The 21,380-nt window shown below is 62.9% G+C and carries 24 protein-coding genes; 14 read left to right on the top strand and 10 right to left on the bottom strand.

Going from position 1 to position 21,380, the window contains the following annotated elements; all coding sequences use genetic code 11:
- Nucleotides 1-4: 4 nt before the first annotated feature.
- Nucleotides 5-541 carry a tripartite tricarboxylate transporter TctB family protein gene (locus ACZYHG_RS12230; protein ID WP_464614001.1) on the bottom strand — a complete coding sequence of 179 codons (537 nt, stop codon included), beginning with the start codon at nt 539-541 and terminating at the stop codon, nt 5-7.
- Nucleotides 542-665: 124 nt separating this feature from the next.
- Nucleotides 666-1,643 carry a Bug family tripartite tricarboxylate transporter substrate binding protein gene (locus ACZYHG_RS12225; protein WP_464614000.1) on the bottom strand — a complete coding sequence of 326 codons (978 nt, stop codon included), beginning with the start codon at nt 1,641-1,643 and terminating at the stop codon, nt 666-668.
- 184 nt (nt 1,644-1,827) lie between these two features.
- Between ACZYHG_RS12225 and ACZYHG_RS12220 the strand changes: the two genes are divergently transcribed.
- Together ACZYHG_RS12220 and ACZYHG_RS12215 are read left to right on the top strand one after the other, a co-directional pair.
- Nucleotides 1,828-2,586, top strand: a complete 759-nt coding sequence (locus ACZYHG_RS12220) for an IclR family transcriptional regulator (RefSeq protein ID WP_464613999.1) — start codon at nt 1,828-1,830, stop codon at nt 2,584-2,586.
- Nucleotides 2,587-2,842: 256 nt separating this feature from the next.
- On the top strand, nt 2,843-5,320 hold the full coding sequence (locus tag ACZYHG_RS12215) for an EAL domain-containing protein (RefSeq protein WP_464613998.1): 2,478 nt from the start codon (nt 2,843-2,845) through the stop codon (nt 5,318-5,320).
- Nucleotides 5,321-5,323: 3 nt separating this feature from the next.
- Here ACZYHG_RS12215 and ACZYHG_RS12210 read toward each other — a convergent pair whose 3' ends face one another.
- Together ACZYHG_RS12210 and ACZYHG_RS12205 are read right to left on the bottom strand one after the other, a co-directional pair.
- Nucleotides 5,324-6,424, bottom strand: a complete 1,101-nt coding sequence (locus ACZYHG_RS12210; RefSeq protein ID WP_464613997.1) for an OmpA family protein — start codon at nt 6,422-6,424, stop codon at nt 5,324-5,326.
- 61 nt (nt 6,425-6,485) lie between these two features.
- Entirely contained in the window at nt 6,486-7,025 is a 540-nt protein-coding gene (locus tag ACZYHG_RS12205; RefSeq protein ID WP_464613996.1) for a GNAT family N-acetyltransferase, read from the bottom strand.
- Between the two features lie 210 nt (nt 7,026-7,235).
- On the opposite strand from ACZYHG_RS12205, the gene ACZYHG_RS12200 reads away from it, so the two are divergent.
- The gene (locus tag ACZYHG_RS12200; protein ID WP_464613995.1) at nt 7,236-7,691 is read left to right on the top strand and encodes a DUF2214 family protein; all 456 of its coding nucleotides are present in this window, start codon (nt 7,236-7,238) and stop codon (nt 7,689-7,691) included.
- Here the strand turns inward: ACZYHG_RS12200 and nth are convergent.
- Entirely contained in the window at nt 7,685-8,491 is an 807-nt protein-coding gene (gene nth / locus ACZYHG_RS12195) for an endonuclease III (RefSeq protein WP_464613994.1), read from the bottom strand. The two genes, ACZYHG_RS12200 and nth, sit on opposite strands and share 7 nt — an antisense overlap.
- A gap of 22 nt (nt 8,492-8,513) precedes the next feature.
- On the opposite strand from nth, the gene ACZYHG_RS12190 reads away from it, so the two are divergent.
- A complete protein-coding gene (locus ACZYHG_RS12190; RefSeq protein ID WP_464613993.1) occupies nt 8,514-9,008 on the top strand; it encodes a DUF2244 domain-containing protein in 495 nt (164 codons plus the stop codon).
- A 2-nt stretch (nt 9,009-9,010) separates the two neighbouring features.
- Here ACZYHG_RS12190 and ACZYHG_RS12185 read toward each other — a convergent pair whose 3' ends face one another.
- Entirely contained in the window at nt 9,011-9,826 is an 816-nt protein-coding gene (locus ACZYHG_RS12185) for a class I SAM-dependent methyltransferase (RefSeq protein ID WP_464613992.1), read from the bottom strand.
- 115 nt (nt 9,827-9,941) lie between these two features.
- Here ACZYHG_RS12185 and ACZYHG_RS12180 point away from each other — a divergent pair, with 115 nt between their 5' ends.
- The 8 genes from ACZYHG_RS12180 (at nt 9,942) to ACZYHG_RS12145 (ending at nt 16,094) form a co-directional block, all read left to right on the top strand.
- On the top strand, nt 9,942-10,820 hold the full coding sequence (locus ACZYHG_RS12180) for a methylated-DNA--[protein]-cysteine S-methyltransferase (RefSeq protein WP_464613991.1): 879 nt from the start codon (nt 9,942-9,944) through the stop codon (nt 10,818-10,820).
- Nucleotides 10,821-11,037: 217 nt separating this feature from the next.
- Nucleotides 11,038-11,508 carry a hypothetical protein gene (locus ACZYHG_RS12175; protein WP_464613990.1) on the top strand — a complete coding sequence of 157 codons (471 nt, stop codon included), beginning with the start codon at nt 11,038-11,040 and terminating at the stop codon, nt 11,506-11,508.
- Between the two features lie 20 nt (nt 11,509-11,528).
- On the top strand, nt 11,529-11,921 hold the full coding sequence (locus tag ACZYHG_RS12170) for a hypothetical protein (RefSeq protein ID WP_464613989.1): 393 nt from the start codon (nt 11,529-11,531) through the stop codon (nt 11,919-11,921).
- Nucleotides 11,888-12,406: a hypothetical protein gene (locus tag ACZYHG_RS12165; RefSeq protein WP_464613988.1), complete on the top strand. Its 519-nt coding sequence runs from the start codon at nt 11,888-11,890 to the stop codon at nt 12,404-12,406. Before ACZYHG_RS12170 ends, ACZYHG_RS12165 begins: the two co-directional genes overlap by 34 nt.
- Nucleotides 12,378-12,863, top strand: coding sequence for a hypothetical protein (locus ACZYHG_RS12160; protein ID WP_464613987.1), 486 nt, complete (start codon nt 12,378-12,380; stop codon nt 12,861-12,863). The genes ACZYHG_RS12165 and ACZYHG_RS12160 overlap by 29 nt, the downstream gene beginning before the upstream one ends.
- A gap of 154 nt (nt 12,864-13,017) precedes the next feature.
- Entirely contained in the window at nt 13,018-13,923 is a 906-nt protein-coding gene (locus ACZYHG_RS12155; RefSeq protein WP_464613986.1) for a ribokinase, read from the top strand.
- Nucleotide 13,924: 1 nt separating this feature from the next.
- Entirely contained in the window at nt 13,925-15,373 is a 1,449-nt protein-coding gene (locus tag ACZYHG_RS12150) for an amidase (RefSeq protein ID WP_464613985.1), read from the top strand.
- Nucleotides 15,374-15,479: 106 nt separating this feature from the next.
- Nucleotides 15,480-16,094, top strand: a complete 615-nt coding sequence (locus tag ACZYHG_RS12145) for a LysE family translocator (RefSeq protein WP_464613984.1) — start codon at nt 15,480-15,482, stop codon at nt 16,092-16,094.
- Nucleotides 16,095-16,284: 190 nt separating this feature from the next.
- On the opposite strand, the gene ACZYHG_RS12140 is transcribed toward ACZYHG_RS12145, so the two are convergent.
- Nucleotides 16,285-17,226 (bottom strand): nucleoside hydrolase, encoded by a 942-nt coding sequence (locus tag ACZYHG_RS12140; protein ID WP_464613983.1) that lies wholly within the window; start codon nt 17,224-17,226, stop codon nt 16,285-16,287.
- Nucleotides 17,227-17,517: 291 nt separating this feature from the next.
- Here ACZYHG_RS12140 and ACZYHG_RS12135 point away from each other — a divergent pair, with 291 nt between their 5' ends.
- Together ACZYHG_RS12135 and ACZYHG_RS12130 are read left to right on the top strand one after the other, a co-directional pair.
- Nucleotides 17,518-17,943, top strand: coding sequence for an Hsp20 family protein (locus ACZYHG_RS12135; RefSeq protein WP_027031061.1), 426 nt, complete (start codon nt 17,518-17,520; stop codon nt 17,941-17,943).
- Between the two features lie 64 nt (nt 17,944-18,007).
- Complete coding sequence (locus ACZYHG_RS12130; RefSeq protein WP_027031062.1) at nt 18,008-18,262, top strand: BQ00720 family protein; 255 nt, start codon at nt 18,008-18,010, stop codon at nt 18,260-18,262.
- A gap of 131 nt (nt 18,263-18,393) precedes the next feature.
- Here ACZYHG_RS12130 and ptsN read toward each other — a convergent pair whose 3' ends face one another.
- From ptsN to rpoN, 3 genes are all read right to left on the bottom strand, one after another.
- Nucleotides 18,394-18,858 carry a PTS IIA-like nitrogen regulatory protein PtsN gene (gene ptsN / locus ACZYHG_RS12125; protein WP_027031063.1) on the bottom strand — a complete coding sequence of 155 codons (465 nt, stop codon included), beginning with the start codon at nt 18,856-18,858 and terminating at the stop codon, nt 18,394-18,396.
- Between the two features lie 59 nt (nt 18,859-18,917).
- A complete protein-coding gene (hpf, locus tag ACZYHG_RS12120; RefSeq protein ID WP_464613982.1) occupies nt 18,918-19,502 on the bottom strand; it encodes a ribosome hibernation-promoting factor, HPF/YfiA family in 585 nt (194 codons plus the stop codon).
- A gap of 264 nt (nt 19,503-19,766) precedes the next feature.
- On the bottom strand, nt 19,767-21,299 hold the full coding sequence (gene rpoN / locus ACZYHG_RS12115) for an RNA polymerase factor sigma-54 (protein WP_464613981.1): 1,533 nt from the start codon (nt 21,297-21,299) through the stop codon (nt 19,767-19,769).
- Nucleotides 21,300-21,380 lie beyond the last annotated feature (81 nt).

The following is a 21,380-nucleotide window of genomic DNA, read 5'->3' as shown; positions in this document are numbered from 1 at the left end:
GGCATCAGCCTCCCAACGCGCCGATGATCGCATCGATCACCGCGTTCAGCTGGTTCTCGATGAAGCCCGCACCAATGTTGACGCCGAGCGCCCTGGCAAAGCCGAAATACGCGGCCAGCGCCAGGATGAGACCGGTAAGCGCATCGCGCAGCGTACGCTTGCTGCCAAAGCCATAGCAGACCAGAACGAACATGATGACCGACGACGCCGTGAAGCCGAGCGTCCGGATGAGCAGCAGGTTGGCGACCAGGCCGATGACGACGAAGCCCATCGCCTTCCAGTCGGTCGGCGTTTCCTTTTCCTCTTCCGGCTGCCAGCCGCCGCGAAGTGCTGCGAGGATAAGCAGCAGGGAGAGCACCACCAGGCCGGCCATGGTGAGATAGGGAAAGACAGTCGGGCCGACCTTGGAATAGAGCGGCGACACCGGGATCGCCAGCGTCTGCCAGGCCACGGCGCCGGCACAGGCCAGAAGGCCGATGCCAACAAGCAATTCCGGCACGGCAAGACGCGATGGCGCCGCCGGCTGGTTGATGGTGCTCATGGATGTCCTCCCAAGACAGCCGGCATCCTGCTGCCGGCTTCACGTACCTTGACTGACCGCACTCCCCTGCGATCGGCTGGAACTGAAAAATGAGGGACGGCTCGCGCCGTCCCCCTGGGGAAAATCAGGCGAGGCCGAGATCCCTAAGAATGGCTTCGATGCGCGCCGAGTCCTCGGTGACGAATTTCGCATAATCGTCGCCGGTAAGCAGGATGGACGTCCAGTGGCGGTTCTTGCACTCGCTCGCCCAGGCATCGCTCTTGGCCATGGTTTCAACCAACGTCATCATCGCCGCCTTGTCGGCGTCGGACACGCCGGGAGGCGCGAAGACGCCGCGCCAGTTGAACAGTTCGACATCGATGCCGGCTTCCTTCAGCGTCGGTGCGTCGATGCCGTCCTGGCGCTTGTCGGCCGAGATGGCAAGCAACCTGAGCGCACCCGCCTTGACTTGTTCGGAGAACTCGCCAAAGCCGGAGATGCCGGCCGCGACCTGGTTGCCGAGCAGCGCCGACAAGGCCTCGCCGCCGCCGGCGAACGGCACGTAGGAAAGGCTGGGAGCCGGAACGCCGACCGTCTTGGCGATCAGGCCGAACAATATGTGGTCGGAGCCGCCGGCCGAGCCGCCGGCGACCGGAACCTTCGTCGAATCGGCCTTGAGTGCGGCTACGAAGTCACCGGCGGTCTTGAATGGCGATTCCGCCGGCACTACCAGGGCCTCGAACTCGCCGGTGAGGCGGGCGATCGGCGTGACCTGCGTCAGATTGTTGGCGGCCTTGTTGGCGATGATGGCGCCCACCATGACCATGCCGGCAACCATCAGCGAATTGCCCTTGCCGTTCCACTGGCTGATGAACTGCGGCAGCCCGACCGTGCCGCCGGCGCCAGCGACATTGGTGATCTGCGAGCCGGAGATCAGCTTCTCGCCGCGCAGCACCTGATCCATCGTGCGCCCCGTCTGGTCCCAGCCGCCGCCCGGTGCCGCCGGTACGAAAATCTGGATCTGCGGTGCACCTTCGGCGAAAGCGGAAGTGAGATGAAGTCCTGCAAGGCCGGCAGCGCCTGCCGCCCCAGTGCTCATCAAAAATCTGCGTCTGTTCAGCATGGGATTCCTCCAGATCACGACACCTCCTCCGGTGCCTGCCAAACGCGCCTGTGTTCACAGACCCGTGATCGAGTTCAAGCAGATGTTACCGAGTTCTGTCAACGGGAACGACATTCTGCTGGACAGAACGGTCTAGCAGCGCGACAGAGTGGCCCGCCCGGGTTTCTCCGGATTGGGAACTGCAATGGACTTACCAGGCAGATCGACTGAAGCGGAAAGCCGGCGCGCGTCCGCCGACGGTGTCGCGGCGCTGGATCGGGCGATTGCCATCCTCGATGCCTTCACCACAGCCGATCGGTCGCTTAGCCTGGCCGAAATCGCTGCGCGCACCGGCCTTTACAAGAGCACGATCCTACGGCTGTCGAATTCGCTGCTGCGTGGGCAACTGCTCGAGCGGCTGGACGACGGGCGCTACCGGGTCGGGCCTGCTACCTTCCGGCTCGGTGCGCTTTATCAACGTTCCGTCGTGGCGGTCGATATCCTGTTGCCGATCATGCGCGACCTCTCCGAGCGCAGCTGGGAGAGCGTTGCCTTCTACGTCCGCTCGGGCGACGTGCGCACTTGTCTCTACCGCGTCGAATCCAAGCATCCGATCCGCTACACGATACGCGAGGGCGATGTGCTGCCCTTGTTGGCCGGCTCGGGTGGGCGCGTGCTTGCAGCGTTTTCCGACCAGCCGGGCGAGCCCTACGACACCATCCGCAGGACGTACAACTGTCTTGCCGTTGGCGACCGCGATCCCGAAACGGCGGGCATATCGGCGCCGGTGTTCGGGCCAGGAAGCGTCCTCATCGGCGCGTTGACACTGGCTGGCCCGAGCACGCGCGTCGACGCCGCCTTCCTTCAGCGCATGAAACGTCCGCTGCTCGAGGCGGCGGCCCGTGCCACGCGTGCCTTCGGCGAGGACGCCTCGCTGCTGGAACAGGCTAGTCTGTCGGTGTAGCCTAATGGCTTAATACAATCTGATTCAACTTGAAGCAGTTAAGTGACGCTGGGTAATATTCGACGACCGGCCGCAAGAATCTCCTCGACAAATAGTGCAGGTCTTTAATCGCTGTTAAGTCCCCGCGTGATACCGGCTTGTTGTCGCCAACCGTGCGACATGAGGGACGAACATAGTCTCAACCGGCGGATGAAACAGCCGGACAGACAGCTGACAGGATCATGGCACGCCCGTGAATTCGAAGAAGCCGTCATCGATGGACTCCAGCCCCCGTCTTCTCGGGCTCGTCTGGCCGTTCATTGCCGTCGTCCTCATCCAGGCGCTCGTCGCCAGCCTCAGCCTCTACACCCTTTCAGCGGTTCGCGCCTATGTCGGCGGCGAAAGCCAATGGTCCAAAGGCCAAAAGCACGCCATCTATTTCCTCAGCCTTTATGCAGACACCGGCAAGGAGGAGTTCTTCAGCGAGTATCGTGCAGCGATCGCCGTTCCGCTGGCCGACCGCTCGGCCCGCCTGGCACTTGAGCAGCCCGAGCCCGACACTGAAGCGGCGCGTGCCGGCTTTCTGCAGGGCAGAAACCACCCGGACGACGTTGCCGGAATGATCTGGCTGTTCCAGAATTTTCGCAGCTTCATCTATCTCGACACGGCCATCCGCCACTGGACCGCCGCCGACACGATGATCCTCGCCATCCAGCGGCTCGGCGACGCGATGCACGCGACGTTGGCCAAGGGGCAGGTATCACCGGCTGAGATCAACGCCTGGAAGACGGATATCCATCAGCTGGATCGTCAGATCAGCCCTCTTTCCAAGGCCTTTTCGGACAGTCTTGGCGAGGGATCGCGCTTTATCCGGATGCTGCTCACCTTTGCCAATCTCGTCACCGCTGCCTTGCTGATCCTGCTTGCCGTATGGCGCACGCGCAAGCTCCTGGCGCAACGCCAGGCCTTCCAGCTGGCTCTCAATGCCGAGCGCGAGCGCGCCCAGATCACCCTGGCTTCGATCGGCCAGGCCGTCATCAGCACCGGCCGTGACGGGCGGCTGGACTACATGAATGCGGTTGCCGAGAAACTCCTGGCCTGCTCGGTCGGCACTGCCAGGGGCAAGCCGATCGCATCGCTGTTTCGCCTCGTCGACAAGGACACCAGCGTTGAAGAATCGCAGCTGGTCGAGCGTCTCCTGGCCGGCGAACCGCGCCGTTCCAGCGCCCGTCCGCAACTGCTGCAGCGGCCGGACGGCTCTGTTGTTCCCGTCGCGCTGACCGGCGCACCGCTGCTCATTTCCGGCGAGGTCGTCGGCGCCGTGCTCGCCTTCCACGACATGACGCGTGAAGAGGATTATATCGAGCGGCTTTCATGGCAGGCGTCGCATGACGCATTGACCGGGCTCGCCAACCGGCGCGATTTCGAAAGCCGGCTGGAAAGGACGATCGTCGAACTGCAGGACCAGCCCCGGCAGCACGCCTTGATGTATCTCGACCTCGACCAGTTCAAGCTGGTCAACGATACCTGTGGCCATGCCGCGGGCGACCAGTTGCTGCGCCAGATTTCCGCGCTGCTGACCACCGAATTGCGACCGGGCGATGTGCTGGCTCGGCTCGGCGGCGACGAGTTCGGCGTGCTGCTCGTGGACAGTGACTGCGAAACCGCCGCCGACACCGCCGAACGTCTGCGCGCGGCCGTGCAGGACCTGCATTTCGCCTGGGATGGCAGACCATTCAACACCAGCGTCAGCATCGGCATGGTGCAGATCGCCAACGCGCAAGCGACGATCGAGGAAACACTGCGTGCCGCCGATGTCGCCTGCTACATGGCCAAGGAAAAAGGCCGCAACCGCGTCCAGATCCACAGTGACAGCGACATGGCCTTGCGCGAGCGTTTTGGCGAGATGGCCTGGGTGCAACGCCTCCACGCTGCACTGGAGCAAAATCGCTTCAGGCTTCATGCCCAGGAAATCTGGCCGCTCAACGACGACGTCGCCGAGGCGGGAGCACATATCGAGATCCTGTTGCGGCTGACCGACGAAGACGGCAGCTTCGTCACCCCGCAGAGCTTCATTCCAGCGGCCGAGCGTTACGGCCTGATGCCTTCGATCGACCGCTGGGTGGTGCGCAACACGTTCCGCATCCTTGCCGCACGGCAAGCCGATCCGCGAATCGCGCCGATCGCCACATGCGCCATCAATCTTTCCGGCGCGACTTTCGGCGACGAAACCTTTCTCGGCTTCCTGCGCGAACAGTTCCTTGTCCATGGCATTTCGCCTGCCATGATCTGCCTGGAGATCACCGAGACCAGCGCCATTGCCAATCTCAGCAATGCCATGCGCTTCATTGCCGATCTGCGGGGGCTGGGCTGCCGTTTCGCGCTCGACGATTTCGGCTCGGGCATGTCGTCCTTTGCCTATCTCAAGCACCTGCCGGTGGACTACCTCAAGATCGACGGCAGCTTCGTCAAGGACATGCTGGACGACCGTATCGATCGCGCCATGGTCGAAATGATCCACCATATCGGCAAGGTCATGGGCAAGCGCACCATCGCCGAGTTCGTCGAAAGCGACGGCATCATCGCCGCCCTGAAGACGATCGGTGTCGACTATGCCCAGGGCTATGGGATCGCCAGGCCGAAGCCTTTCGATGCTTCGACGGTGCTGTTCGGCCCGAGCGTTAAATCGGCGGCCAAGGACACCACCGATCCATGGGGCGATCTGGCACGAACGCTGCGCCGCAAGGCCGGCTGAAGCTCAGTTCAGCTTGACCAGAACCACCCGGCGGTTCTTCGCACGGCCGGTTTCGTCATCATTGCTGGCGACAGGCGCCATCATGCCGGCGCCGGCCGCGGTCAGCCGCTTGCCGTCGATGCCATATTTCGACACCAGCGCTTTCTTGACCGCTTGCGCACGCCGCGACGACAGATCGAGATTATAGTCGAAAGCGCCCTGATTGTCGGTGTGACCGACGACGATCACCGCCATGTCGGGTTCGTTTGCCAGAAGCGTCGAAATCTCCTTGAGCGTCGGTTCCGATTCCGGCTTGATGACCGCCTTGTCGGTGTCGAAGAAGATACCGTAGAGTGAAATGCTGCCGGTGGCGGAAATCGAATCCGCCATCTTGGCCGCCTCGACGACCACCATCTTCTTGTCGCGCGCCTTGGGCTCCAACACCTGGACGACGGCGACGGTGCGGCCGTTGAGCGCCTTGCAGTAGAGATCGTCGGTCAACGAATAGGTCTGCACGGTGACATAGGCGTCGCCGCCATCCTGCGGCACCTTGGCCGCGAAGTAGCGCTGGTCGTTGATGCCTGTGGCCAACGCGCAAGCGCCGTTGGAGAAGGCGGCATCCTTGAGATCGCTCTCGTGGAAGGAATACATCGTCAGGCTCATGTCGCCACCGCCACCGCTCGACGAACGGTCGGCAGCGCCGCCGCACTCCTCCTTCTTGCATTCGAACAGCACTTCGCCGCCGGCCGCCTTGATCACATCCTGATAATTGCGCAGCACCTCGAGCGGCGAGCGCTCGGCGGGCAGCACATAGGCGATGCGGGTCAAGGCACCCTCGACCTCGGCCTTCTTGTCAGGCGCGAAGACGCGATTGTTCATCGCATCACGCGCTTCCGGCTCGGCACTTGGCTTCAAGGGCGACAGCGGCACGCTGAAATCGGTGAAGGCAAGCTTCTGGTAAGAGACGATGAACGAGCCTTCATAGCGCTTGGCCAGCTGGTTGTCGGCGGCGCCGTCGATATCGGCGGTCGGCACCGTCGCGTCGGCCGCGGCAAGCCGCATCGTCAGCATGAGCACCAGCCCTGCCCAGAAGAATTTCATGACAGTCGTCTTGAATACACGCATCGATCATCCCCCATTTGACGATCGATGCTTAGCAGAGCGGGTATGTCCAGTCGATGACGCCTCAGGGGCGCCGCTCAAGCAGAACAGTCGGAGCATCGTGATAAGTGGTCCGCATCACTTCGCGGTAGCCGACCTTGCCAGCGACATTCAACGATGCGGTGTTCTCCGGATCGATGATGCAGACGGTTTTCGCACGCCCGAAGGTTTCTTCGCCCCAGGCGAGTACCCGGCCGACGACCTCGGTGGCGAGGCCTGCCCCATGCACGGCTGGCGCCAGCGCCCAGCCGGCCTCGGGAATGCCTTCGATCGACGGCTCGATATCGCGCTTCAGATCATGAAACCCGGCCTCGCCGACGAAGCGGCCCGTCGCCTTCTCCTCGATGGCCCAGAAACCGTAGCCCAGCAGCGACCACAGGCCAGCGTGCCGCAGGAAACGCATCCAGCTTTCCTCGCGCGTGCGCGGCTTGCCGCCGATGAAGCGGGTAACCGTCGGGTCGGCCCACATGGCGGCATAGGCGTCGAAATCCTCCAGCCGGTGCGCCCGCAGGATGGTCCGCTTCGTTTCAATGACGGGGGCGACGGTCGCTTGCGAATTGTTCATGGGATTTGGCCTCGCTGATGGTGTCCGCGCTTAGCAAATCGCCCCTGCGATGCAAGGGCCAGCAGAAGACGCGCCATCATCCAGGGAGGCGACAGCAATGCCCGCCATGGGAATTCTGGTCGACGGTGCTATTTTTCCGGCAGGCTGATTCAGCCCATTTGCGACGCGACCTCCTCAACGCGGGCTGGTGCTCAAACCCAAGGGAAAACCATGGACACGACCGATCTTGTGCTTGCCATTGTCCATCATCTGCTGGTGTTTTCCCTGGCCGGGATCATCGGCGCCGAATTCGTGCTGATCCGTGGCGACCTGCCCGCCGTGACGCTCAAGCGGCTCGCCGGCATCGACCGTCACTATGGCGTCATCGCCGCGCTCATCATCATCGTCGGTATCGGCCGTGTCGTCTGGGGCCTCAAGGGCTGGGAGTTCTACGTCTACAACTGGGTGTTCTGGGCCAAGATGGCGGCGTTTGGCATTGTCGGCCTGCTGTCGATCATCCCGACCGTGCGCTTCATTTCCTGGAACCGGCAGGCCAATGCCAATCCCTCCTTCACTGTACCCGCGAGCGAGATGGCTTCGGTGAAGACCTATATCCGCGCCGAGGCCTTCGTCTTCCTGCTGGTCCCGGTCTTCGCGGCAGCGATGGCGCGCGGTTACGGCTACTGATGGTCTGAGGCAATTACTTCGATCGGAGCAATCTCGACAAGAGGCGCTGGTACGTCGGTCGTCTTCTCCTGCGCCTTGCAGATGTCGGCGATGACGCAGGCCGGGCAGTCCGGCTTGCGCGCCTTGCAGACATAGCGGCCATGCAGGATCAGCCAGTGATGCGCATGGCGCATATATTCGTCCGGGATGATCTTCAGCAGCCCCTGCTCGACCTGTTCGGGCGTCTTGCCGGGCGCCAGGCCAAGCCGGTTGCCGATCCGGAAAATATGCGTGTCGACCGCCATCGTGTGCTGGCCGAAGGCCATGTTGAGCACGACATTGGCGGTCTTGCGCCCGACGCCCGGCAGCTTGACCAACTCGTCGCGGTCATCAGGCACCTCGCCGCCATGGTCCCGGATCAGCGCCTGGGACAATGCGACGACATTCTTGGCCTTGTTGCGCCACAGCCCAATGGTCCTGATATAGTCGCCGACCTTGGCCTCACCCAGCGCCAGCATTTTCTGCGGCGTATCGGCAACCTTGAACAGCGCCCGTGTAGCCTTGTTGACGCCGGCGTCGGTCGCTTGCGCCGAAAGCACCACCGCCACCAGCAGGGTGAAGGCGTTGACATGTTCGAGTTCGCCCTTCGGCTCCGGCCGCTGCACGGAAAAGCGCCGGAAAATCTCATGCACTTCGGCCGGACTGTAGCGCGACGTTCGCCGCACCGGCCGTGGGCGCGGCTTGGCGTTCGAACCATCGCGCCGTCCGGGCAACGGTTCATTTTTAGGCATGGAAGAATCTTTGGACTTGGGGCTCGCCATTTCCCTCCTATAATATCCCGTCATGAGTGACACAAACGCCTCGTTTAAGGCTGACGAGCCCTTCTTTCACGCATTGCTGACCCCACACCGGTCGCTGGGCAGGACAGGCTTCCTGATCCTGATGGGTGCGCTGCTGTTCGGCTGGCTGGTGACCGGCGCGTTTTTCCTGTCGCGCGGCGCCTGGCCGGTGTTCGGCTTCTTTGGCCTCGACGTTGTCGCGGTCTACATCGCCTTCCGCACCAACTATCGCGCCGCCCGCGCCCGCGAGGAGGTTTCGGTCTCGCGCACCAGCCTCGATATCCGCAAGACTGCCCCGTCGGGAAAATCGGAAGCACATCGCTTCAACCCGTTCTGGGCGCGGTTTTCGGTTGCCCGTCACGCCGAGATCGGCATCACCAAGATGACGGTGGAAGGACAAGGCCAGAACGTGCCGATCGGCGGCTTTCTCGATCCCGAATCCCGCGAAAGTTTTGCCACCGCCTTTTCACGCGCGCTGGCTACCGCCAAGGCGCGCTGAATCTAGAACCGGTAGCGCAACAGCCTGCCGATCTTGCGCAGCGCCGGAATGTGTTTCCAAACGCGAACGAACAGCTTGGCGGACCAGCCCATGCGGGCGGCGTGTTCAGACTTGTAGGCGGAAATATCCTCGACGAACCGCAGCTTCGGGACCGCCAGTTCCAACTCGTGCGGATCATCGATCGCCCAGTGGACTTCGGCGCCCGTCGCCCTCAAGGACGGATGGAGACGAAGCAGCGTCAGGCCGAAATGGCTGTAGGCGTCGAACATCAGTTCGCCGCCGGCAAGATGCGAGACAAGCCGCGAGACCAGGCGCAGCCCTTCGTCGGCAGGAAGATAGGGCGTCAGCCCCTCCGCCACCACGATGGCCGGGCGGTTGCGGGGCACTTCGGCCAGCCAGCCGGGCTCGGTCACCGATGAAGCGATGAGGTGGTAATGGTCGCGGGACTGGTAGAGCTTGCGCCTGAGGTCGATGACTTGGGGATAGTCGACATCGAACCAGTCCACGCCTGGTGGCGGATCGACACGGAAGATTCGCGTATCGAGCCCGCAACCCAGATGCAGCACGATGGCGCCGGGATTTCTGGCCAGAAAATCCTGAACGCGGACGTCCAGCGTCTTGGCCCGGATCGCCAGCCCAATGCCGAGATTGTCGTCGACCTTGAGCCTGGCAAAATCATAGTCGATCTTGCGCACCGCCTCGTCGGCGAAATGATCCCCGAGCAGCGAATCGGGCAGCCGGCTCTCCAGCGCCTTGCCGTAAAGCGTCATCAGCAAGGTTTCCTTTGCCCCGGTCAGATGCACTTTCTCGCCAGCCATGAGGGCCTCCTGGGCACGAAGCCCCAGTCTATCTGGGCATGCCCGGCAAGAAGGCAAGTTTCGGGTGGCGGCCGGCGCCCCAAGGGGCGATATTCCAGCTCAAGGAGACAGGCCCATGAGCAAACACACGGCAGTCCTCAAGAAGGACATCACGCCGCAAGGCAGCGACTACGAGATCGTGCGCCGCGCCATTGAGAAGATCAGCCTCGACTATCGCGACCAGCCATCGCTGGAAGAGCTGGCCGAGGAAGTCGGCGAGACGCCGACCGGCCTGCAGAAACTCTTCACCCGCTGGGCCGGCCTGTCTCCCAAAGCCTTCCTGCAGGCGGTGACGCTGGACCATGCGCGCCGGTTGCTGGATTCCGGCATGCCGCTACTCGAAACCTCATTCGAACTGGGCATGTCCGGTCCCGGCCGGCTGCATGACCTGTTCGTCACCCATGAGGCGATGTCGCCGGGCGACTACAAGACGCGCGGTGCTGGCCTCACCATCCGCTACGGCTACCACCCGTCGCCCTTCGGCACCGCCCTGATCATGGCCACTGACCGCGGGCTTGCTGGCCTTGCTTTCAGCGACCCCGGCGAGGAACATGCGTCGTTCGCCGATATGTCCAGCCGCTGGCCGAATGCCATCTATGTCGAGGATATGGCGGCGACCGGTCCCTATGCCGCGCGCATCTTCGACCAGACGCTGTGGCGCGCGGACCAGCCGCTGCATGTCGTCATGATCGGCACCGACTTCCAGGTTCGCGTGTGGGAAGCATTGCTGCAGATTCCGATGGGCAAGGCGCGCACCTATTCCTCGATCGCCGCCAGCATCGGTGCGCCAAGCGCCAGCCGCGCCGTCGGTGCCGCCAATGGCGCCAACCCGCTCTCCTTCGTTGTGCCTTGCCATCGCGCCATCGGCAAGTCCGGCGATCTCACCGGCTATCACTGGGGCCTGACCCGCAAGCGGGCCATCCTGGGCTGGGAAGCAGGTCAGGTGTCGTCTTGAAATATCGAGTTTTCAGAATATTACCGTAAAAATCGAAGAAATACAGGAAGTATTGATAAGATTTATTATGTCGGATTTATTGATTGCAACCTGAGACAACCCACGGTTTGCGCAGTCGATACTTTAACATGATATTTTAGTTTACGCTAAATTAACTATGATAAAGCGATGATGACCCCATATTAATTCGGGCGATCCGACTTAATAGGAGGTCTTGATGAAGTTGTTTCGCACTGCCTTCGGTGCAGCCCTGCTGGCCGCCTGCAGTGGCCAGGCCGCGTTAGCCACGACGCAGAATGTCATTTTCAATGGCACGATCACCGCGACCTGTACCCTGGTGGTCGCCACCAACGGCACGATGACGGTCAGCCCCGATCTCCAGTCGCTGAGCTCGCACAACAGCGGCGGGTCAGCGGGGACGGTCACGCTTACCACCACCGGAGGTGTGTCGCTGAGCGTAGACCCGGTCACCACCACCACGGTGCCAGCCGCCGACACCACCGCCATCACCTGGACGCCAACCTATTCGGCCAGCGGTACCCACACGATCGCGGAGACAGGCTCGGCCACCAGCCTGACTGCCCCCGGTGCCGATCTCGTCTCGGTCCACCTCGCCGGCACCAAGGGCGGCAGCAACCGCTTCGCCTCCGGAAACTATCAGGCAACGGTGACGGTGCGCTGCGAATAGCCATCGGGAAGGAGGCATCCTTGACATTTTTTGGAACCTTGGCGACGGCACTGGCCGTCGGCCTGATACCTGTTGCCGCCGTGGCCCAGTCGATGTCGCCGATGCGAGGCGAGGTCAACAGTTTCACCGACGTCTTCGCGGTCCGCGTTTTTCCGGCCAATCCCTACGACCAGAAGATCAAGATCGAAGTCCACGTCTACGACCAGGATTTTCAGCCGGTAGAGGCCAAAATCTCTCCCGGCGTCTTCCAGCTGCCTTCTCAGGCTTCCCGCCCCGTCCTGGTGGTCGTGCCCTTTGACGGCGCCCCCGACCGCAAGGTGCGTATCTGTACCGAAAGCATCCCCTTTCCCAATCAGCAGACCCAGATAAAGGCACAGATATGCGGAAAGTTCTTTGGACATCGCAAGTCCTGACGCTGGCACTCGCGGTTGCCACCGCAAGCGCCGCGCCGGCTCTGGCCCAGGATGTCTACAACCTCAACCAGAACGAGACCGGCTTCAATTTGCCCGGCGTTACCTTGCCCCAGGGCCAGGACGAGGTACACGCTGCCGACGGCACCACCTGCCGCTCGGCGGTTTCCGGAAGCGGTGCCTATCTCGATCTCGGCGTCATCAGGGGCAACAACCAGTCGAACAATGACGTCGCCACCTATGGCCGGGTGGTGATCCCGATTGGCCGGACGCCGAAGCGTCTCGACTGCAGCCGGCTCTATGAACTTGAGGTGCAGCGCCTGCAGATGGAGCTCAAACTGTTGAAGATGGGCGTCAATGTCGACGGTGGCACGACGGCAAGCGTTGCCACAACTGCTCCTGCGGCCGCATCACCCGGATGGGCCAACGAGGGCTGGAGCCTCAGGACTGGAAATAGCGATGGCAAGAAAAAGAGGAAGAAGAAATAGCCGCGCGCTGCTTGCGGTGGCAGCCCTCGCCGGCTTCTGCCTTCCGGTGCAGGCGGCGATCATCGGCACCTGCACCATCATGGTCGGGGCATCGGGAACAATGACCGCAAATCCTGCCATCAGCATACTGGGCTCCAAACAGGCAGGCGGATCGAGCGCCAGCGCCACGGTGGTGGCAAACTCCCTGCTGTGCTCAATACTTAATTTGCTTGATTGTTATTCTGTTTCAGCGCCGGCGCCTGCCGCATTCTCATCGGCGCCCAGCGGCGGCGGCACCAATGTGACCTTCGCCTCGGTCTTCCGTCTCGATGGCTCGGGGGTCGACACCAACGGAAGCGTGCCGCAAAGGGTCGTCAACGGCACCCACAGCATGCAGGTCGATCTCACCGCCACCAAGTCGAGCGGCATCTTTCCCGCCGGCAACTATCAAGGCACGGTCACCGTGCGCTGCGAATAGGCCAGGACACGACAAATCAAGCTGGACCATTCGCGTGGTCTGGCAAGCCGCGGCCTTCCAGGCTAGCTTCCCGCGCGATTGGAACGACCGGCGTTCGCCCGAACGCTCCGTGGACGCTCCGACATCTTGAATTTGCACTGGCAGGAGGCCTTGCTTGATTATCGTTATCGGCTCGATCAACCTCGATCTGATCGCCAATGTCGACCGTTTACCGAGCCCCGGCGAAACGGTCAGCGGTTCCAGTTTCGCCACCGCGCCCGGCGGCAAGGGTGCCAACCAGGCGCTGGCTGCCGCGCGCGCCGGCGCCTCGGTGCGCATGGTCGGCGCGGTCGGCAAGGACAGTTTCGCCGCCGAGGCACTGGCACTGATGCGCCAAGCCAAGGTCGACCTGTCGGGCGTGGGAGAAACCTTTGCCTCGACCGGCACGGCGCTGATCATGGTCGGAGACGATGGCGAAAACATCATCGCCGTGGTCCCCGGCGCCAATGGCTCCGTGGTGCCTGGCGATCTTTCCAAGGCCTTGCTGAAAAAGGGCGATGTCGTGCTGCTGCAGCATGAGATCCCGCTGGCGACCGTCGATGCCGCGCTCGACCAGGCAAGAGCCGCCGGCGCCGTCACCGTGCTCAACACCGCACCCTTCCAGGGTCAAGCAGCCGCGTTTCTCGGCAAGGCCGACTATGCCGTCGCCAACGAAACCGAGTTCGACCTCTATGGCGAGGCGCTGAAGCTAAGTGGCCGCGACCGCGCGGCCCGCATGCGCGACTTTGCCACGAAAACCGGCCGCACCATCGTCGTCACGCTCGGCGGCGATGGCGTGATGGCAGCGACGCCGACCGATTTCCTCACCGTTCCGGCAATGAAGATCATCCCCGTCGACACGGTCGGCGCCGGCGACACCTTCTGCGGCTATTTCGCCGCCGGCCTCTCGTCCGGCCTGGCCCTCGACAAGGCACTGGAGCGCGCCGGTGCGGCTGGGTCGCTGGCCTGCCTGAAGCCTGGCGCCCAGCCGGCGATCCCGCTGGCCAGGGATGTCGATCAGGCTTTGCAGGAAACCCGCTGAGATGATGCGCCCCCAGACCAAACATGCCGTGCCGCCGGCCGGCGACATCTGCCGCCTGTCCGCTGTCGAACTGGCCGACGCGATCCGCAACAAGAAGCTTTCCGTACGCGAGGTGGTGACCGCCTTCCTCGACCGCATCGAGGCGGTCAACCCGCTGGTCAACGCCATCGTCTCGTTGCGCGACCGCAGCGACATCCTGCGCGAGGCAGATGCAGCCGATATCAGGCGGGCCGATGGCGAAACCGGGACACTCTTCGGCCTGCCGATCGCCATCAAGGACCTTGCCTCGACCACGGGCCTCAGGACTTCCTTCGGCTCGCCGATCTTCGCCGATTTCGTGCCGCAGGAAGACGATTTCTTCGTCGAGCGCATTCGTGACGCCGGCGCCATCATCATCGGCAAGACCAATGTCCCCGAATTCGGGCTGGGATCCAACACCTACAACAACGTCTTTGGTCCGACGCTGAACGCATTCGATCCGGCGCTCACCGCCGGTGGGTCGAGCGGCGGCGCGGCGGTGGCGCTGGCGCTCGACATGGTGCCCGTCGCCGACGGCAGCGACTTCGGCGGCTCGCTGCGCAATCCCGCCGCCTGGAACAATGTCTACGGCTTCCGACCGTCGCAAGGGCTTGTGCCCGGCGGGCCGGACTTCGAGGTCTTTCATGCGCAGATGGGCGTCGAGGGCCCAATGGGCCGCAACGTCGCCGACATGGCGCTGCTGCTCGACGTGCAGGCGGGCTACCACCCGCGGGCGCCCTTGTCCTATGAGAAACCCGGCTCGTTCCTCGAAGGGCTCGCAGTGCCGTCAGCCGGCGGTCGTATCGCCTGGCTCAGTGACCTCGGCGGCCATTTGCCGATCGAACCCGGCATAGTTGAGCTGTGCGAGACGGCACTCGGCCGGTTCTCGGACACATCCTTCCCAGCCGAACCCTTGTTGCCGGACTTCGATTTCGAAGCGCTGTGGCAGGCCTTCGTGACGCTGCGCCAGGCCAGCAGCGGCTGCGCCCTCAAAGTCCACTACGACGATCCCGCGAGGCGCGGCCTGCTGAAGCCCGAAGCCATCTGGGAAGTCGAGAATGCGATGCGGCTCACCGCGCCGCAAATCCGCGCGGCCTCGGTCGTGCGCACCTCCTGGCACCGCACGCTGCTGTCGATCTTCGACCGCTTCGACCTCATCGCCCTGCCGACCGCACAGGTCTTCCCCTTCGAAGTCGGTACCCACTGGCCGCGCGAGGTCGCCGGACGGGCGATGGACAGCTATCACCGCTGGATGCAGGTTTCCGCCTACGCCACGCTGGGCGGCTGTCCGGCGGTCAATGTTCCCGTCGGTTTCGACGACATGGGCCGGCCAATGGGCATGCAGTTGATCGGCCGCCCGCGCGGCGACCTTGCCGTGCTGAAGGCGGCGGCGGCCTACGAGGCGACACTGCCCTGGCAGACTGGCGCCTGACCCGAGTGCAACAACGCAGCACTTCGCGCATGTCTTGCGCGGAAACTGTCGTCATGCATTGATTGTCCCAGTCGCGCCGCATCAGCGGCATTCCAAGGGAAAAGCCATGTCGCTCGAACTTTACGCCGCCTATGTCCTTGCCTGCATCGTCATCATCCTGGTGCCCGGTCCGACGGTCACGCTGATCATCGCCAACAGCATCCGCCATGGCGCCCGCGCCGGCCTCGCCAATGTCGCCGGCACGCAGGCCGGGCTTGCGATCATGATCGCCATCGTCGGCATCGGGCTCAACACGCTGATCTCAGGCATGGGCCACTGGTTCGAATGGGTCAGGCTGATCGGCGCCGCCTACCTGATCTGGATGGGCGTGCAGATGTTCCGCTCCAAAGGTACGCTGAACGCGGATGGCACCGCCAGGAAGCCGCGTGGCGGCTTCTTCCTGCAGGGCCTGCTGGTGGCGCTCAGCAACCCGAAGACGCTGATCTTCTTCGGCGCCTTCTTTCCGCAATTCATCTCTCCAGCCGGAAACTACCCGCTGCAGATCGTCATCATGGGCCTGACCGCCATGATCTTCGCCGCCATGTCGGATTCGACCTATGCATTGGCCGCCGGACGCGCCGGTCGCATGCTGTCGGCCAGCCGCATCAAGCTTTTGTCGAGGATCAGCGGCAGCTTCATGGTCGGTGGCGGCCTCTGGCTGGCGTTTTCGCGATCGAAGTAACATCGTCCCTTCCCTCGCCCCGTCTACGGGGGTCCGAAGGACGGGCGAGACAAGCGGGTCGCCCCGGCAGGGTGGTCGCGAAGCGATCGGGTGAGGGGCAGCGCCGAGGATGCAGGCAAAGTATCAACGTTTGCGCCACCCCTCATCCCCCTGCCGGGACCTTCTCCCCGTGAACGGGGAGAAGGGAGTTTCACAGCCGCCCCAGCCTCTCCACCAGCAGGGCGAAGAAGCCGTCATGGTCGATGTCGCGCATCACCATGGCGTTCTTTTCCCGCTTGGTCACGCCCCACCAGTCGACGACGGTCATGCCCATGGTCAGTTCCGAGGCGGTCTCCACGCTGACGTTGCAGTGGCGTCCCTTGAACAGCTCCGGCTTCAAGAGATAGGCGATGACGCACGGGTCGTGCAGCGGCCCGCCGTCGGTGCCGTACTTGCCCTCGTCGTAGCGCTCGAAGAATTCCAGCATTTCGGCGGTCGCCGTGCCGACCTTGGTGCCCAGCGCGCGAAAAGCCTGTATGCGCTTGGTCGTGGTTAGCGCCTTGTGGGTTACGTCGAGCGGCATCATCACGATCGGGATGCCGGACTTGAACACCAGGTCGGCGGCCTGCGGATCGACATAGATGTTGAACTCGGCAGCGGGCGTGACGTTGCCGCCCTCGAAGAAGCCGCCGCCCATCAGCACGATTTCCTTGATGCGCGGCGCGATGCGTGGCTCGCGGATCAGCGCCAGCGCAATGTTGGTGAGCGGCCCGAGCGGGCAGAGCGTGATGGTGCCGCTGTCTTCCTTCATCAGCGTCTCGACGATGAAGTCGACGGCATACTGCTCCTGCAGCTTCATCGTCGGTTCGGGCAGTTGCGGCCCGTTGAGGCCGGTCTTGCCATGCACTTCCTCGGCGGTGACCAGTGTGCGCGCCAGAGGACGGATGGCGCCGGCATAGACCTTGATCTCCGGCCGGCCGGCCAGTTCGCAGATCTTGCGGGCATTGTTCTGGGTCAACTTCAGCGGCACGTTGCCGGCAACGGCGGTGATGCCGACGATCTCCAGCTCGCTGCTGCCTAGCGCCAGCAGGATGGCGACGGCATCGTCCTGGCCGGGGTCGGTGTCGATGATGATCTTGCGTGATTGGGGCATTTCAATTCCTTGTTTGGCTGGCCGTGAGCTCACCGGGCCCATCGCGCGCCTGAAGGACGACCTTGGCGCTTCTCCCTGCATCCAAGCGTCGTTTCAAGCGCCATGTCGATTGTTCCTGTGAGTCCACGACCTGATCCTTTTTGGTTATTCCTGTGGGTCCAAGGTCGGGTCTTTTTGGGCGGGTCTTCTGGTGGCTTGAACTTGGTCGCGGGGCGGACCATATCAAGAGCATCGGGAAAAATGCCATCCGGGTTTTTCCACTTTATGTCGCTCTTGAGAGGACAGTGTAACATGAGCCGAATGACGCCTTTTTCCAGCCCGCTTCTGCTTGGCTTCGACGCCATGGAAAAGACCCTGGAACGCCTGGCGAAATCCGGTGACAGCTACCCTCCCTACAACATCGAACGCCTCAGCGGCCCCGACGGCACGACCGAAAGGTTGCGCATCACATTGGCCGTCGCCGGTTTCGCCGAAAGCGATCTCGATGTGACGACGGAGGAAAACCAGCTGGTCGTGCGCGGCCGTCAGACCGACGACACCGAGCGCGAATTCCTTCATCGCGGCATCGCCGCACGCCAGTTCCAGCGCTGCTTCGTGCTGGCCGATGGCATGCGGGTGATCGCGGCGGAGCTGAAGAACGGCCTTTTGTCGATCGACCTCGATCGGCCTGAGTCCGAACGGCTGGTACGGAAAATAAACATATCGGTGAAAGACTGATCTTTGCCGATAGCTCTCATGCGGGATGGCCTTGAGCGGCGTCCTCGCGCCAAGGAGGCTTGAAATGACCAGAACTGAAAACATCACCATGACCAATGGCGAATTCGCCCATCTCGGCGAGGGCTCGGTCGCATATCTGCGCAAGGTCTCGAGCGATGAACTGCTCGGCCGCTTCCCCAATCTCGGCGAAATCGCGCCAGGCATGCAACTGTGGGCGCTGTTTGCCGCCAATGGCCAGCCGATCCTGCTGGCCGATGCGCGTGACCGCGCACTGGCCGGTGCCATGGAAAACGACCTGACCACAGTCGCCATTCACTAGAGCAATTCCAGGAAAAGTGCTTAGCGGTTTTCCGTTCGGAATTGCGTCACAAGAAAGATTGGCGATCGGTTGGCTGAAACGAAAAGGGCCGCTCACGGCGGCCCTTGGCGATCTCATTCAAAAATCCGGCTTCAGGCGGCGTGCGATGCCTGCGTGTCCGACAACAGCGCGTGGATCGCGGTGGCGTCGCGCGTGCCCCTGACCTTGGCCACCGTGTCGGCGTCGCGCAGCACGCGTGCGATGCGCGACAAGGCCTTGAGATGATCGGCGCCCGCGCCTTCCGGCGCCAGCAGCAGAAACACAAGATCCACAGGCTGGTCATCCAGCGATTCGAAATCGACCGGCGTTTCCAGCCGGGCGAAAACACCGGCGATGCGCTTCACGCCGGCTAGCTTGCCATGCGGAATGGCGATGCCGTTGCCGACGCCGGTCGAGCCCAGCCGCTCACGCTGCAGGATGGTGTCGAACACTTCCCTCTCCGGAATGCCCGAAATCGCCGCTGCCCGTTCGGACAGAAGTTGCAGAAGCTGCTTCTTGGAGTTCGCCTTCAACGCCGGCAAAATCGCCGGAACGCTGATAAGATCGCTCAGATCCATGCTTGAAAATCCCTTGTTCGCCTGCCGTCACCAGTCCCCACCCCTCGTGCGGCCGGCGTTTATCCCTGCGCGACCTTGGTCGTGGACGGGTCGATCCAGCCAATGTTTCCGTCGGGCCGGCGATAGACGATATTGAGATGGTCGGTTCCGGCGTTGCGGAAAACGAACACCGGAGTGTCCTTGGTATCGAGTTCGATGACCGCCGAGGCCACCGACATGGTCTTCAGCGTCATGGTTGATTCGGCGACGATGGCGGGCGCGTAGTCCTCCGGAATTTCCTCGTCGTCATCGGCGAGCGGCGCCATCACCGTATAAGCGATGTCGGTCAACTCGCCGTTGCCATTGCCCGAATTGTGCGATTTGAGACGGCGCTTGTAGCGCCGAAGCCGGGTTTCCAGCCGATCGGCCGCGGCCTCGAAGGCGAGCGTCGGATCCTGGGCATCGCCGGTGGCCTGCAGCGAAGCGCCGGAATCCAGCCGGATCATGCAATCCGCCTGATAGCGCGAACCCGATTTGATGACAGTGACGTGTCCCGCAAAGCCGCGATCGAAATATTTGCCGATCGCTTCGCCGACACGATCGTTGATGCGTGTGCGGAACGCATCGCCGATATCCATGTGCTTTCCCGATATGCGCAAATTCATCTGAAAACTGACCTTCCTTGCTCAGGCTTCAAACTCGCCCGAGTTTATACTCGTGGTCCGTGCGCACAAGCTTTGCGGCGCCACTAACGCCGATTTAAATCCGAACTTTTCCGGTTGATCACAAGCCGCCTTTTTGACCGTCCCGAAACCATTGTCGTGACGGACCATCCGCTGCGGGCGTCAGCCCGTCTCATGCGGGCGGGCTTCTAGCCACTTCACCGCAGCTTGTCAATGAACAGCCCGCCTGTGGAGAACCCGGCAGCCTTAACGCCCGGCGCTGGCCAGCGCCCGTTTCTCGCGCCGGCGCTGCACGGAAGACGGAATATTCATGCCTTCCCGGTACTTGGCGACCGTGCGCCGGGCAATATCGACGCCGCTTTCGCGCAACATGTCGACGATCGCGTCGTCCGAAAGGACATCGACGGGCTTCTCCTCATCGATCAGCTGTTTGATGCGGTCACGCACCGCTTCCGACGAATGCGCGTCGCCGCCGCCCGATGCGGCAATCGAGGCGGTGAAGAAATAGCGCAATTCGAACACGCCGCGCGGGGTCAGCATGTACTTGTTGGCGGTGACCCGACTGACGGTCGATTCGTGCATGCCGATGGCATCCGCCACCGTGCGCAGGTTGAGGGGTTTCAACTGGCGCACGCCATGGACCAGGAAGGCATCCTGCTGGCGCACGATTTCCGAGGCCACTTTCAGGATCGTCTTTGCCCGCTGGTCGAGGCTGCGCGTCAGCCAGTTGGCGTTTTGCAGGCACTCGGCCAGGAAATCCTTTTCCGCCTGGTTCTTCGCATGCGGCGACACCTGGGCGAAATAGATGTGGTCGACCAGCACACGCGGCAGCGTCTCGGCATTGAGCTCGACGGTCCAGCTGCCGTCATTGGCCGCACGCACCTCGACATCGGCGACGATGGCGTCGCTGGCGCCGCCCGAAAACGCCATGCCCGGACGCGGATCGAGCGCGCGGATCTCGGCCAGCATGTCGAGCAGGTCTTCCTCGTCGACGCCGCAGATCCGTTTCAGCGTCTGGAAATCGCGCCGCGCCAGGAGTTCGAGATTGGCGACCAGGGCCTTCATCGCCGGATCGAGACGGTCGCGCACCGCAAGCTGCAAGGAAAGGCATTCGGCAAGATCGCGGGCGAAGAGCCCGGCCGGCTCGAAGGTCTGGCACACCGCCAGCACCTTGGCCACAGCCGTAGCATCCGTCCCCAGACGCGTCGCGATCTCGGCGAGATCGACCCTGACATAGCCGGTCTCGTCGAGGCCATCGGCGAGTTCGCCTGCGATTAGCCGCGCCGCTGGATCGGCGAAGGCGAGTGCGACCTGCTCGGCGACATGATCGCGCAGCGTAATCGCGCCCGCCGCCATGTCGCCTGCGTCGAGCCCCTCGGACGAGGAGCCGCCGCCACTGCCATTGCCGGAAGCCGATTTCCATTGCGCCGTCAGGTCGGGTCCGAGCCGTTCGCTGGTGCCGGGATCGTCGGGAAACAGGTTCTCCAGAGACGTATCGAGCTTCTCCGAGATCGCCTCGGCGCTCCACTGCGTCTCATTCTCGAACCAGTCGCCATCAGCGGTCCCCTGCGGCTCCGCCTCGGCCTTCTGCGCCTGGTCGCTGGCGGCATCATCCTGCGGCTCGGCGCGCTCCAACAGCGGGTTGCGTTCGATCTCCTCGTCGATGAAATGCTCTAGCTCGACATGGGTGAACTGCAGCAGCCGTATCGACTGCATCAGCTGCGGCGTCATCACCAGCGACTGCGACTGTCGGAGCTGTAGTTTTGCCGCCAACGCCATGGTTCGGTTTCAAACGCCTCGTCTACGCATCCGCACGCGGACAGAAATTTTGCAGCCACCCATAGAAACTGGCCCGGCTTT

The organism is Mesorhizobium subarcticum (genome assembly GCF_055456085.1).
Note: the sequence above shows the minus strand (reverse complement) of the source record. Positions and strands in the feature narration are given on the sequence as shown.